The organism is Mycetohabitans sp. B3 (genome assembly GCF_021498065.1).
Taxonomy (GTDB): domain Bacteria; phylum Pseudomonadota; class Gammaproteobacteria; order Burkholderiales; family Burkholderiaceae; genus Mycetohabitans.
Map to the genome: position 1 here is coordinate 189,819 of NZ_JAHLKN010000039.1, position 13,583 is coordinate 203,401.

Annotated in this window: 8 protein-coding genes and 1 pseudogene; 5 read left to right on the forward strand and 4 right to left on the reverse strand. The window is 63.4% G+C overall.

Features of this window, described 5'->3' with window-relative positions; translation table 11 throughout:
* The first annotated feature begins 217 nt into the window (after positions 1 to 217).
* Positions 218 to 1,609, forward strand: a complete 1,392-nt coding sequence (gene hemN, locus KQH55_RS13205; RefSeq protein ID WP_076796480.1) for an oxygen-independent coproporphyrinogen III oxidase — start codon at positions 218 to 220, stop codon at positions 1,607 to 1,609.
* 92 nt (positions 1,610 to 1,701) lie between these two features.
* On the opposite strand, the gene KQH55_RS13210 is transcribed toward hemN, so the two are convergent.
* Both KQH55_RS13210 and KQH55_RS13215 read right to left on the reverse strand, forming a co-directional pair.
* Positions 1,702 to 3,009 (reverse strand): solute carrier family 23 protein, encoded by a 1,308-nt coding sequence (locus KQH55_RS13210; protein ID WP_235091329.1) that lies wholly within the window; start codon positions 3,007 to 3,009, stop codon positions 1,702 to 1,704.
* 146 nt (positions 3,010 to 3,155) lie between these two features.
* Positions 3,156 to 4,829, reverse strand: a complete 1,674-nt coding sequence (locus KQH55_RS13215) for a Na+/H+ antiporter (protein WP_235091336.1) — start codon at positions 4,827 to 4,829, stop codon at positions 3,156 to 3,158.
* Positions 4,830 to 4,999: 170 nt separating this feature from the next.
* Here KQH55_RS13215 and KQH55_RS16995 point away from each other — a divergent pair.
* A pseudogene (locus KQH55_RS16995) lies at positions 5,000 to 5,149 on the forward strand (EAL domain-containing protein); the annotation flags it as partial.
* A gap of 156 nt (positions 5,150 to 5,305) precedes the next feature.
* Here the strand turns inward: KQH55_RS16995 and KQH55_RS13220 are convergent.
* On the reverse strand, positions 5,306 to 8,938 hold the full coding sequence (locus tag KQH55_RS13220; protein WP_235091338.1) for an indolepyruvate ferredoxin oxidoreductase family protein: 3,633 nt from the start codon (positions 8,936 to 8,938) through the stop codon (positions 5,306 to 5,308).
* Between the two features lie 629 nt (positions 8,939 to 9,567).
* Here KQH55_RS13220 and KQH55_RS13225 point away from each other — a divergent pair.
* Positions 9,568 to 11,322: a penicillin-binding protein 2 gene (locus KQH55_RS13225; protein ID WP_076785962.1), complete on the forward strand. Its 1,755-nt coding sequence runs from the start codon at positions 9,568 to 9,570 to the stop codon at positions 11,320 to 11,322.
* On the opposite strand, the gene KQH55_RS13230 is transcribed toward KQH55_RS13225, so the two are convergent.
* Positions 11,319 to 12,326, reverse strand: coding sequence for a bile acid:sodium symporter family protein (locus KQH55_RS13230; RefSeq protein ID WP_235091341.1), 1,008 nt, complete (start codon positions 12,324 to 12,326; stop codon positions 11,319 to 11,321). The genes KQH55_RS13225 and KQH55_RS13230 overlap by 4 nt on opposite strands.
* A 264-nt stretch (positions 12,327 to 12,590) precedes the next feature.
* On the opposite strand from KQH55_RS13230, the gene KQH55_RS13235 reads away from it, so the two are divergent.
* Both KQH55_RS13235 and KQH55_RS13240 read left to right on the forward strand, forming a co-directional pair.
* Positions 12,591 to 13,277 carry a hypothetical protein gene (locus tag KQH55_RS13235; protein WP_235091343.1) on the forward strand — a complete coding sequence of 229 codons (687 nt, stop codon included), beginning with the start codon at positions 12,591 to 12,593 and terminating at the stop codon, positions 13,275 to 13,277.
* A gap of 71 nt (positions 13,278 to 13,348) precedes the next feature.
* Positions 13,349 to 13,501 carry a hypothetical protein gene (locus KQH55_RS13240; protein ID WP_170872429.1) on the forward strand — a complete coding sequence of 51 codons (153 nt, stop codon included), beginning with the start codon at positions 13,349 to 13,351 and terminating at the stop codon, positions 13,499 to 13,501.
* The last annotated feature ends 82 nt before the right edge of the window (positions 13,502 to 13,583 follow it).

Consider the following 13,583-nt stretch of genomic DNA (forward strand, 5'->3'; position numbering starts at 1 on the left):
GCTTGTTGCGCCTGCTCTGGAAAGAAAATTTCGTTCCGGTAGCGCATGCCGTCGGCACAGAATAGGCGCTCGCCATGCCAAGATAGACCTGCTTTGATTTCTGTCAATGGGCCGAACCGCTGGCACTGGCATACTCGTATGTGGACTAAAGTTTGTTGCCGCTGCTCGGCTCCAGAGCCGAGCAAGCCACCGCGCACCGCACAAGGACATCACCCGCATGACGACCACCCGCGACCTGTTCGATGCTGAGTTGATCAGTCGCTACGCGCTCGACGGCCCCCGCTACACGTCCTATCCGAGCGCGGCGTTGTTCAATTCATCGCTGAACGTCGAGACATACCAAGGCGCCATCCAACGGTCCAATGCGCGTGGCGGGGACTTATCCCTGTATGTGCATCTTCCATTTTGCGACACCGTTTGCTTTTACTGTGGCTGCAACAAAGTCGTCACGAAAAACCGCAGCCGCGCCGACCGCTACGTCGAAACGCTGAGCCGGGAGCTTGCGCTGCAATCGACGCTGTTCGGACAAGGCCGGCGGATACGCCAACTGCATTGGGGGGGCGGCACGCCAACGTTCCTGTGCCGGCTTCAAATCATGCAGTTGATGAACTGGATCGGCGAGCATTTCACACTCACGCCGGATTGGAACGACGTCGAGTATTCAATCGAGATCGATCCTCGCGCGATTGACGATTCGACAATCGCAGTGCTGCGCGAGATGGGCTTCAACCGTCTGAGCCTGGGCGTACAAGATTTCGATCCGCTCGTGCAGCAAGCGGTCAACCGGCTCCAGCCACACGAGATGACAGCCGGCGCGATCCGCCAGGCACGCGAGAGTGGCTACAAGTCGATCAGCGTCGATTTGATCTATGGGTTGCCGCACCAGACGGTATCGAGCTATGCGCGCACGCTCGACACCATCATCGAACTTGCACCGGACCGGCTGTCAGTGTTCGCTTACTCCCACCTGCCGCATCTGTTCAAGATGCAGCGCCAGATCGATTCGAACGCGCTGCCATCGCCCGCGCAGCGGCTGGCGATCCTGCAGTTAGTCATCGAACGGCTCAGCGACGCCGGCTACGTCTATATCGGGATGGATCATTTTGCCCGGCCGGACGACGAGCTGGCGATCGCGCAACGCAACGGCACGCTGCACCGCAACTTTCAAGGCTACAGCACCCACGCTGACTGCGACGTATTGGGCATCGGTGCGTCCTCGATTGGCCGCATCGACGATGTCTACGCGCAAAACGAAAAGGACGTCGAGCGCTACGAGGCTCGGGTGCGCCGCGGCGAGCTGCCGCTTTCTCGTGGCTGGCGGCTGAACGCCGATGACCAGCTGCGACGAGACGTGATAGGGCAATTGATGTGTGCATTCTCCTTGCGCTTCGCGCAGGTCGAGGCGACGTACGGCATACGCTTCTCGTCGTATTTCGAGCAGGAGCTGGAGCGCCTGCGTGCACTGCAAGCCGACGGGCTGGTGTCGGTAGACAATGAGGGCATCGTCGTACCGATGCGCGGCCGGCTGCTGATTCGCAATATCTGCATGACGTTCGACCGCTATGTGGATACCTCCAGCGTCGCGGTGCAGTACTCGAAGACGGTCTGAATGGCCGCCGGTCGCGGTGCGGTGCTCGAGCGCGACGAGCCGGTCGCTGGCCTCGTACAACGCAAGCGCGGGTACTAACGAGGGCAGGCGTGCTAGCGCCCGTGCCGGCGCAACAGCGCGTACAGCAAGATAGCGCCGAACGTTGCGGTGCCAATGCCGCCGAGCGCGAAGTTGCCCAGGTGCACCGTAAAGTCGCCCGCGCCCAGCACCAGCGTGACTGCGGCCACGATCAGATTACGGTTTTCGGTGAAATCGACGCGGTTCTCGACCCAAATGCGCGCGCCGGTCACCGCGATCAGCCCGAATACGACGATCGATACGCCGCCGAGGACGGGGCCTGGGATCGTCGCGATGAGCGCACCGAACTTCGGCGAGAAACCGAGCACGACCGCGATCAGCGCGGCCACCACAAATACGAGCGTCGAGTAGATCTTTGTGGCGGCCATCACGCCGATATTCTCCGCGTATGTCGTCACGCCAGTACCGCCAGCGAGGCCCGACACGATGGTGGCCAAACCGTCGCCGACGAACGCACGGCCAATATATTGGTCCAGGCTCTGGCCGGTCATTGCGCCGACTGCCTTGATGTGACCAAGGTTCTCCGCGACCAGGATCACCGCGACCGGCGCCAGCAGCGACATCGCCGGCATTTGGAATACCGGCGTCGCGAATCGCGGCATCCCGAACCAGGCGGCGCGAGCAACGACCGAAAAGTCGATCGGCTCGTCCAGCCCAAGCCCGTTGGTGACGAGCGCATACATCGCATAGGCAAGCGCCAGTCCGACGAGAATCAACAGCCGTTGCACGATGCCGCGCGTGAACACGGCGATTATGCCGACGGTGACCACGGTCAGCAACGCCATCGCCGCATCGAATGTCGTCGCCGTGACGCCCTTAACTGCGATCGGCGCAAGGTTCAGGCCGATCACGGCCACCACCGCGCCGGTGACCACCGGCGGCATCAGCTTCTCGATCCAGCTCGTGCCGACCACGGTCACCCACAGCCCGATCGCCGTATAGACAACGCCGCACGCGACGATGCCGCCCAACGCGACCGGCACGTTCAGATTCGGACCCTGCCCAGTGTAGCCCGTGGCGGCGATCACCAGTCCAATGAACGCAAAACTCGATCCAAGGTAACTCGGCACGCGGCCGCCGACCAACACAAAAAACAGCAGCGTGCCGATACCCGACATCAGGACGCACAGGTTCGGATCGAATCCCATCAACAACGGCGCGAGTATGGTCGAGCCGAACATCGCGACCACATGCTGCACGCCCATCGCCAGCGTCTGTGCGACCGGCAGCCGCTCGTCGGGTGCAATGACACCGGGCGGCACGCTGGAGCGCCCGGCTACGCCGCTGACCCTACGCCAGCATGGAAAGTAGGAATCAAACATAAAGGCTATCCTTCGATTGTCGTTGTTGGCTGTCGTTGTTGGCTGTCGTTGTTGGCTGTCGTTGTTGGCTGTCGTTGCTTGGTTGTCGTTGCTTGGTTGTCGTTGCTTGGTTGTCGTTGTTCGCTCATCGTTGTACGCGCCCGCCATCATAACCGTCGCTTACCGGCGCGCGTGGATAGCGCCGTCTCGGACAGGTCGATCTCGCGAATCAGCTTATTCAGCGTCACGTCGTTGATCCGATTGGCCCCGCGCAACCGCACCAGCGCCATGCGCTCCGCGCGCATCGCGGCAAAACGCATCTGCACCTCGACGCTCTCGGTGAGTCGCGCCTGCTGCCGTTGCGCTTGCTCCTCGCCCAACCTGGCCTTGCGATGCCGGTATGCGTCGCACAGGCGCGCCGCCACGTCGCCAGCAGCCGCTGCGCGTGCGGTGTCCTCGCCGGCGCTCAGTGACGTCAGCTCGCCATCGATTGCGCGGATCGCTGCGTCGGCGGCCGCCACGCGCGCGTCGCGCTCTTCTTGCGCGTGCGGATCAACGCCGCGCCGCACACCGCTCGTGAGCAGTGGCAGTCCGATTAGGCCAATGGCGAGCGACGCTAATATCACGCTCGACGCAATGAACACCGCTAGCTCCCGAGCGGGCAGCGGCGTGCCATCCGGCAGCGCGATCGGCAGTGACAGCACGCCGGCCAGCGTGATCGCACCGCGCACGCCGGCCACGGTCGTCAGCGCGACGATCCGCAAGCCCGGCACCGCGCCCTTGACACCTTGCCGAGACGCGCGGCGGCTGGCGAACCAGCGCAGCAACCAGACCCAGACGAAGCGCAACGCATACAGCACGATAATCACTGCAGCGAGCTGGCTGAGCAACGTCCAGAAGTCTGTCGCGCTACTATGATGCGCGTCGATCAGCACCGGCGCGATCAGGTGCGGGAACTGCATGCCGAGCAGCGTGAACGCGACGCCGTTGAAAACGAATTCGATCAGCGACCATGCACTCTGCGTACGCACCCGTATATCCAGCGGACCCACGTGCGCGATCGGCGCATAGTTCATTGCCATCCCAGCCGACACCGCAGACAGGATGCCGGACAATCCCAGATGTTCGGCGAACAGGTACGCAGCAAACGGTATCAGCAACGTGACCAGTGCGCCGGCCGCCGGGTCACCGTCGCCGGGCAGCTGCGACAGGCGGCTGGACACGAAGCTGACCGCCCATGCGATGGCCGCGCCGACCAGCAGCCCGCCGGCGGCGATCAGCACAAAACCGATCGTGGCGTCACGCAGCGAAAACACGCCCGTGACCGCCGCGGCGACCGCGAACTTAAACGCGACCAACCCTGACGCGTCGTTCATCAACGCCTCGCCTTCGAGAATGTGCATCAGGTGGGGTGGAATGCGCCCAGGGCCGGCGATGCCGCTGAGCGCGACTGCATCGGTCGGCGACAGTACAGCAGCCAGCGCAAAGGCGACCGGCAGCGGCATCTGCGGGATCATCCAATGGATGAAGTAGCCCAGACCGGCGACGGTGAAAAGTACCAGAAACAGCGCCAACATGAGGATCGCGCGGCGTTGCATGAAGAATTCGCGCTTCGGGATCCGCCATCCGTCGGCAAAAAGCAGCGGCGGAATGACCAGCAGCATAAAGATCTCCGGGTCCAGCCGCAGCTGCGTCGCCAGGTCCAGCGGCGCGAAGGCAAGCGCGGCGCCGACGAGGATCTGAATCAGCGGCATCGGCAGCGGGACGTGTACCAGCCGGTCGATCAGCCCCGACGCCGCGACGGCCAACAGCAGAATGAGAATATTAAAAACGATTTGCATGTGCACAATGAGGTGAAACGAAGATACACAGTTCCGCGTGACGGATTCCCCCGATGAAGTACGCGCACCATACTGGTACGCGCGAAACCGGGCGCGGCGCGCCGTTGCGGTGTCCATCGCGGCCAGCAAGCATCACAGAACGAGTACAGAGCTGGCTTTCTCATCCGATGAAGCGTGCGGCACAGCGGTTTGCGGCCGGCGAGCCGTTGTCCGCGGTATGCTGGAACTTCCTGTCGCTGGAGCACGCGTCGCGATGCTACCTGCTCGATGAGACGGCCGCTGCCGATCGCTACGTGGGTCGGCGAGCGACCGTGCATGCTGTGCACCGACGTAGATTGGCGGCCGGATCCGGCCGACGAACGGCCCAGCGGCACCATCGCAGTCGCCATGATCTGACGCAACGGGCGGCATCGCCGGCCAACCGACCAGCAGGCCGACGCGCCACTAGGCCAGCCACCGCGCTCGCGGCTGACAAATCAGCGCGCCACCACCGGTATACCGCGCAACGCGCCGGTCGCGGGCGCCTGCTCGAGCGCGGTCCGCACCGCGTCGCCGGTCGCCGGCTCGATGCCAAGCCGCCGCGCGAGCGCGCGCTCGCGGGCCTTGGCTGCGACCACGCTGGCGAGCTTGACCGGTCCATAGCCACGCACTTGCTGCATGACTTCAGCCAGCCGCACCGCGTCGGACAACGTATCGGGTGAAAGCACGCCAAGCAGCGCATCGATGCTGGACTCATAGTCCAACGCGAGTTGCCGCTCCATGCGCCTTTCCAGCGTTCTGCCGAACGGATCCAGCGGCGTGCCACGCAATCCCTTGAGCCGGGCCAGTACACCGAGTGCAGGCCACATCCATTGGCCCAGCCGCACCTTCTTCGGCCGCTGCCCGAGAGCTGCGTGCGTGAGTGCCGGGGGCGCCATGTTGAACTCGATACGGAAATCGCGTCCCGCCACACCGTCAAATTGCGCCTGCAGCGCCTGCCGGAATGTACCGTCGCTATAAAGGCGCGCGACCTCGTATTCGTCTTTGACAGCCAGCAGCTTGAAGAAGGTCGTCGCCACTGCACGCGTCAACGGTTCACTGCGGTGCCCGGCTGCCGCGCCACCGGGCGCCAGGCGCCGCTCCGCCTCACGTACCTTGTCGAGCAACGCGCAAAAGCGCGCAACGTACCGCGCCCCGCCATAGGCGAGCAGCCGAGCCTGGCGATCGGCAATCACTGCGTCCACGTCGGTGGCGACATCGGGCGTCACCGAGAACGGCAGCGTCGGGGCCTCGGCACGCGGCGTATGAAGCAGCCCGTCGAGCGCCGCCGCATCCGCGGCGGCGACCCGACCGAGCGAGAATGCCACCTTGTTCGCGCTGACCGCGACGTTGTTCAACTCGATCGCGCGCAGCATCGCATCGAGTGATACCGGCACGAGGCCACGCTGCCACGCATAGCCGAGCATCAGAATGTTGGAACCGATCCTGTCGCCGAGAAACCGTTGCGCGAGCGCCTGCGCATCGCAGGTCTCGAGTCGCTCGTCACCTGCTGCGTAGCGCATCTTATCGAGCAACGCTGGCGCGTGAAGGTCTGCATCAGGATTGCCGACAAACGAAGCGGTCGGAATGGGATGGGTATTGACGATGATGCGGGTACGGCCATGCCGGACCGTTTGCAGTGCGTCGGCGCCCGCGCCCACGACCATGTCGCAGGCCAGCAGCAAGTCGGCCTGCTGTGTATCGATACGCGCCTGGTTCAGCAGCGCGTCGGTCGCGGCAAACCGCACGAACGACAGCACCGCGCCACCTTTTTGCGCGAATCCCATAAAATCGAGCACTGATGCACTCTTGCGATCCAGGTGGGCAGCCATCGAGATCAGCGCACCCGCGGTGACTACACCCGTGCCGCCCACGCCGGCCACCAGAATATCGTACGGTGCATCGCCCAATGGAGTTGCCGGCCGTGGCAGCCGCGCCGCCACCGCGGATAATGCATTGACGTCAAATGCAGTGCCGGCCGGCTGCTTCAGCTTCGCGCCCCGCACGGTCACAAAGCTCGGGCAGAAGCCGTTTACACACGAGTAGTCCTTGTTGCACGATGATTGCTCGATACGGCGCTTGCGTCCCAACGGTGTCTCCAGCGGCTCGACGGACAGGCAATTGGACTGCACGCCGCAATCGCCACATCCCTCGCATACCGCCTCGTTGATGAACAGGCGCCGATCCGGATCAGGGAGCTCGCCCTTCTTACGGCGACGCCGCTTCTCGGCGGCACAGGTCTGGTCGTAGATCAATACGGTAACACCGGGCGTGTCGCGCAGGCGACGCTGCACCTCATCGAGTTGCGCGCGGGGTTGAAACGTGGTGCCGCGCGGAAACAGCCCCTCGTGCCCCTGGTATTTCTGCGGCTCATCGCTGACCACGACGAGCGCTGCAATGCCCTCGGCCTCGACCTGCCGCGCGATCTGCGGCACGGAGATACTGCCGTCCACGGGTTGCCCGCCGGTCATCGCGACTGCATCGTTGTACAGGATTTTGTACGTGATATTCGTACGCGCCGCCACCGCCTGGCGAATCGCCAGCAAGCCGGAATGGAAATACGTGCCATCGCCCAGATTCTGGAATACGTGCGGCGTCTTCGTGAACATCGAGTGCGAGGCCCAATCCACCCCCTCGCCGCCCATCTGGGTCAGCCCGGTCGTATCCCGCTCCATCCACGAGGCCATGAAGTGGCAGCCAATGCCCGCCTGCGCGATCGACCCCTCCGGCACGCGGGTCGACGTATTATGTGGACAGCCGGAACAAAAATACGGCACCCGGCGCACCACATCGGCCGCGTTCGACAGGATCTGCGGTGCGACCAGTTCGACCACCCGCTCGCGGCGGTCCAACGCCGGCTTGTGGCGTGCCAACCAATCGGCGAATACCGGTAGCACACGCGACGGACGCAGCTCGCCGAGCGCCGACAGCAATGGCCGCCCCTGCACATCGTGCTTACCGATTACCACGGGCCGCGCATCGGCGCGGCGGTTGAACAAGTTATCCTTGATCTGCTGCTCGACGACCGGTCCTTTCTCCTCGATCACGAGTACTTCTGACAGCCCGTTGACGAAGGCGTCAATGCGGGTCATCTCGAGCGGGAACGACAGGCCGACTTTGTAAATGCGAACACCAGCGGCGTCCAGATCCTGCACCGTGAGCCCGAGCCGCCGCAAAGCTTCCATCAGGTCCAAGTGTGCCTTGCCGCACGTGACGATGCCCACGTTCGCATGCGTACTGCGCGCCACCCACTTGTCGATGCTGTTGACACGCGCAAAATGTCTGACCGCGTCAAGCTTAGCCGCCATGCGCGCCTCGATGGCCAGACTCGGCAAATCGGGCCAGCGGTTGTGTAGCCCGTGCGGCGGGCTGACACAGTCGGCCGGCGCGGACCATTCGGTTCGCAACGCGTCCAGGTCCACGGTCGAGCCCGATTCGACCGTCTCAGAAATCGCCTTGAAGCCGACCCAGTTTCCCGAAAACCGCGACAGCGCCCAGCCGTACAAGCCGAACTCGAGCATGTCGGCGACATTCGCCGGATTGACGATCGGCATCTGCCACGCGATCATAGTAAAGTCGCTCTGGTGCGGCATTGACGAGGACACGCAGCCATGATCGTCGCCGGCCACCACCAGCACGCCGCCGTGCGGCGACGAGCCATACGCATTGCCGTGCTTGAGCGCGTCGCCGGCGCGATCCACACCCGGGCCCTTACCATACCATATCGCGAACACACCGTCGACGGTGCGCTGCGGGTCGGCCTCCACGCGCTGCGTGCCGAGTACCGCGGTGCCACCGAGTTCCTCGTTGACGGCCGGCAGGAAGCGGATGCCACCCGCATCGAGATGGGGCTTAGCCTTCCACAATTGCTGATCCACCATGCCCAACGGCGAGCCGCGATAGCCGCTGATGAACCCTGCCGTATTGAGCCCCCGCGCCTTGTCTAGCGCGCTTTGCATCAACGCGAGCCGCGCCAGCGCCTGCGTCCCGGTGAGAAAGATGCGGCCACGGGTGGCGCGCAGATTATCTGACAGCTGGTAGGCAAACAGTAGCGGATCCTGCGATCCGAACGGGAGGCGGTCGACGCCCATATTTGTCTCCTGTGTATTTTGGGGTACCGGAGAGGCCTCGCGGCGGATACCGGGAGATGCGCCACCCAAGGGGGACGCGAGGCGCTTGGTAATACACTATTCTTCCGCAGAAACGCGGGAAGATTTTTACGAAGATCGGTGCACACACAGCGCTTGTGCGGTAAATTTGCCACGAAACACCAAGTTACGAGCGAATTCGCCTGCTCTGCGCCCAACAGGCCAAAGAGGCAATAGTGCCGCCAGCACCGACGTGCGGGCGCCTCGCGCACGCCAGCTAAGCCCCATGACAGACGCGAGTCAATCCGACGGCCATCGTCATCGTACATCAGGGTTGCCGTTCGCCGAGAATGCGAGGCGCGAGCGATGCTCGCCGTATCAATGCCCTTCGTGTAGATGCTATCGGCCATGGTCCATCTCGGTGCACTGTAGACCGTTCGCGCTCGTGGAGGGCAGTCATCAGGCGTGTACGGATATCAAGCATGTACGAATTCTTGGTCAGTATGCACATATCCGATCGTCGCTTAGAGATATCGGACGACACGTAAATTCTGGACGACGCACGCTTGCCATCGAAAGGAGATTGAAAGCAAAATACACGTCAACCGCCGCTTCGGAACGCCGTACCCGCCATGTCGCTTTGGAATAAAAGGTTGTTGCGTGATCCTTATGCACCGTTAAAAAGCCCCCTGCTCGCGGTCCGTATGCCACGCTGGCGCTCCAGGCTGGTCCTGGCGTTGATGATCGTTGGCTTCGCTGCGTTGGCCGCGCGCGCGTTGTGGGTACAAGTCATCGACCGGGATTTCTATACTGCCCAAGGCCAAAAGCGCTATCAGCTCACGTTGCCGCTGGATGCGACGCGCGGGCGCATCGTCGACCGACATGGCGCATTGCTTGCCGTTAGCGTAGCGACCTACGAGATCTGGGCCACACCCGGGCTGGTCAAGCCGCACACAGTGGCACCACTAGCCAAGCTGCTGGACATGCCGGTGGCCGAACTCGAGCGCCGGCTCGCGCCGCATCGTGGCTTCGTGCTGCTCAAGCGCCAGATCGACGAGGAAACCGCAACCCGCATCGAGACGCTCGGCGGCGCGGGCATCACGCGCGTGGCCAGCGAGAAGCGCGTCTATCCGGAAGGCGAATCGGTCGCGCAAATCGTGGGCTTCACCGACCTGGAGAACAACGGCTTGGAAGGCGTCGAACTAGCGTTGAACGACGCGCTCAAAGGCAATGCTGGCCAACGCGAGGTGGTCCGCGACCGGCTCGGGCGGTTCCTGTACGATGCGCGCCCCGTCACGCCGGCCCGGCATGGCGACACGATCCGGCTGACGATCGACCGCCGTATCCAACAGCTGGCCTATGCGCAGCTCGAAGCCGCGATCAAGCAACACCAAGCCAAGGCGGGCAGCGTCGTGGTGCTCGATGCGCGCGGCGGCGAGATCCTGGCGATGGCAAACTGGCCGACCTTCGATCCAAACGATCGGGCGGCCCGGGTGTCGGGCCAGGTCCGCAACCGCGCCCTGACCGACACGTTCGAGCCGGGCTCGACGATCAAGCCGATGATCGTTGCGCTGGCACTGGATGCGGGCAAGGTACGCCCCGATACGCTGATCGATACGTCCCCCGGCACCTATCGGATCGGGCGCAACGTCATCCACGACACGTCGAACTACGGCATGATCACCGTCGCGCAGGCGATCCAAAAGTCCAGTAACGTCGCCATGGCAAAACTGGCGCTGTCGCTGCCGGCCGAGACGATCTGGTCCAAATACCAAGAATACGGCTTTGGCCACCCGCCTGCCATCACGTTTCCCGGCGCCGCTCCGGGCAAGCTGCGTCCGTACAAACACTGGGTTCCGATCGACCAAGCCACGCATGCGTACGGGTATGGACTGTCGATGTCGCTGATGCAGGTTGCCCAAGCCTACACCGCGTTTGCCGGCGACGGCGTGATAAAGCCGGCCAAGCTGGTGATCAGGGACGAACCGGACACGGCCACCGGCGGCCATCGCGCCGTGACGACACCGGACACGGCGGCATCGATCCGCGCGATGCTGGAGATGGCGGTCGGCCCCGGCGGCACCGCGCGCGCCGCGATGATCGATAGCTACCGCGCCGGCGGCAAAACGGGCACCGTGCGCAAGCTCGCCGGCACCAGCTATGCAAAGGACAAGTATCGCGCACTATTTGTCGGCATGGCGCCGATGAGCGATCCGCGTGTCATCGTCGCGGTGATGATCGATGAACCGGCAGGCCGTTCATTCTATGGCGGCTCGGTCGCCGGACCGGTGTTCGCCGCGGTGACCGGCGAGTCGCTGCAATTGCTCGGCGTGCCGCCGGACGCCACGCCGCTGCTCTCGGGCACATCAAACGACGCCAGCGCTTAGCCGCGCCGCGACGACGCACCAACGATTAGGTCGCGCCGGCGGGGCGCTCGCGCACTCCAACGTTGCGCTAGCACCGCGCAGGTCATCAGTTGGATCTGATGGAATAGCATCAGCGGTAACACGATCGCGCCCAGCGCGTGACCAGCGAAAATTACCTTGGCCATCGGAATACCGGCTGCGAGGCTTTTTTTCGAACCGCAGAAAATAATGGTAATCCGGTCTCCCTCATCAAAACCAAGCCGTCGGGCGGCAAAGCCGGTGATCAGCAACGCAAGCGCGAGCAACAGCATGCATGAGAACAGCAGTGCGAACAGCGCCGATAGCGGAATCTGGTGCCACAACCCCTGATTGACCGCCTCGCTGAACGCGGTATAGACAACGAGCAGGATCGAGCCCTGGTCGACCAGCTTCAGCACCACGGCATGACGGGCAATCCAGCGGCCAATCCATGGCCGCAGCAGTTGGCCTGTAACGAACGGCACCAGCAGCTGCAGCACGATATTGAATACGGTGTGCCACGACTCGCCGCCCGCGGTTTGCTTAGACAGGATCATCCCGGCAATCAACGGCGTGGCGAAGATACCGAGCAGGCTGGAAGCGGACGCGCTGCACACCGCGGCCGGCACGTTGCCCTTGGCGATCGACGTGAAGGCGATCGAGGACTGCACTGTCGAAGGCAACGCACACAGGAACAACATGCCGGCATACAGTTCCGGCGTCAACAGCGGCGCGATCAGCGGTCTGAGCGCCAGCCCAAGCAGCGGAAATAGGGCGAACGTGCACAGCATCACGACCAGGTGCAGCCGCCAATGGGTCGCGCCAGCGACGACCGCCTCGCGCGACAGCTTCGCGCCGTGCAGGAAGAACAGCAAACCAACGGCACAATTCGTGAGCCAGTTGAACGCCAGCGCCGCGCCGCCGCGACACGGCAAGAAAGTCGCGATCGCCACCGTCGTGACCAACGCGAGGGTGAAGTTGTCGGGTAGCAGTTTGGATCGGGCCATGGTCATCTCGGCGCCATGCGGCGTCATCGTGTCGGGCATCGCCTGCGGCCCTCTCGGGCCAGGGGCGCGCCCACGTGGAAAAAGTACCTATTGTCGGCGCCCAATTATCTAATAGACAAATTCATTTTTCTCTCCTTTTCATGCAAATTCTTCATAGATTTGGCGCTTGTCCCGTCTGTTACATGCCGTTACAACACGGAAACTCACCTAACATTTTTCGGCTCGACACGCACAGGCCACGTGAATAGATTAGCTCGATAATCGTTGCAATCATCGACTTTCATGCTGCTGCGTGGCGGCCGTACGTTTTCGTTACTGAGCATATCTGCCGTCGCAATCGGGGCGGTGATCGCGCTCGGGCTAGTTGCCGGGACACTCACGCCGGGCCGTGAGGAGATGCAGCCATTCATTTTGGCGCTGCGGTTACCCGGCTTCGCGCCGCAGGAGGCGCGTCCGGCGGACGGTAACGTCGGGACCTCGGCCCGTCTCCACAACACCGCTTCCGGGGCCCTGCCGGCTGTGGGCGCCGCCAACGCCGGCAGCGCGCATGTTGATCCGCAAGGTCCACGCGCGCTGGCCGGTGCGCTGTCCATGCAGGCCGGGACGTTCGGTTCGGCAGCGCAGTGGGTTACGGCAGCGCGCGGGCAAGATGGCAAGATCAAGCTCGGCAGGCTAGTCCAGCCATTCGTCGCACCCGGCGCCGCGCAGCGCGACATGACCGTGCGGATCGGTGCGCCGACACCACAATTGCGCCCACTGAGCCCGATCGTGCCGGTTTCGGTCGATATATGTGTGGCATCCCGGCCCGATATGGATCGCAGCGCGGTGCGCGCCGGCTCACTTCGGGCGGACATCACCCGGTACAATACGGAGCATCGCCATGTGCCGCCGGCACGCCGCGCACCGCCGTATGTTCCGCCCCCTCACGACGCCTGGCCCTACGCACACTGACGCCATTGCCGCAGCGGTAAAATATAATATTGGTCGGCGTGACACCGCGTTCAGCAAGATCGCCATCGCCCTTGAGCGTCGTGCGAGTGTCAGGCGCGGGGGCACTCGGCGATGACTATCTGCTGTCCAAGCGCACCGACTTGTATGCGGCGTACAGGTACGACAAGTTCACTGACCAGTCGACCGTCGGCACGTTCGGCGTAAGCCTATGCAGGCGGTTCTGATCGTGAGTCAACGCGGCACGCAACGCACACTTGCCTGCCGCCCTAAAAGCGAACATTATTCCCTGGCACGAACGAATAAAGC

Bases quoted from the DNA above. Each gene is read 5' to 3' on its own strand.
- hemN (WP_076796480.1), top strand. From the start codon at position 218: ATGACGACCACCCGCGACCTGTTCGATGCTGAGTTGATCAGTCGCTAC.
- KQH55_RS13210 (WP_235091329.1), bottom strand. From the start codon at position 3,009: ATGTTTGATTCCTACTTTCCATGCTGGCGTAGGGTCAGCGGCGTAGCC.
- KQH55_RS13215 (WP_235091336.1), bottom strand. From the start codon at position 4,829: ATGCAAATCGTTTTTAATATTCTCATTCTGCTGTTGGCCGTCGCGGCG.
- KQH55_RS13220 (WP_235091338.1), bottom strand. From the start codon at position 8,938: ATGGGCGTCGACCGCCTCCCGTTCGGATCGCAGGATCCGCTACTGTTT.
- KQH55_RS13225 (WP_076785962.1), top strand. From the start codon at position 9,568: ATGTCGCTTTGGAATAAAAGGTTGTTGCGTGATCCTTATGCACCGTTA.
- KQH55_RS13230 (WP_235091341.1), bottom strand. From the start codon at position 12,326: ATGGCCCGATCCAAACTGCTACCCGACAACTTCACCCTCGCGTTGGTC.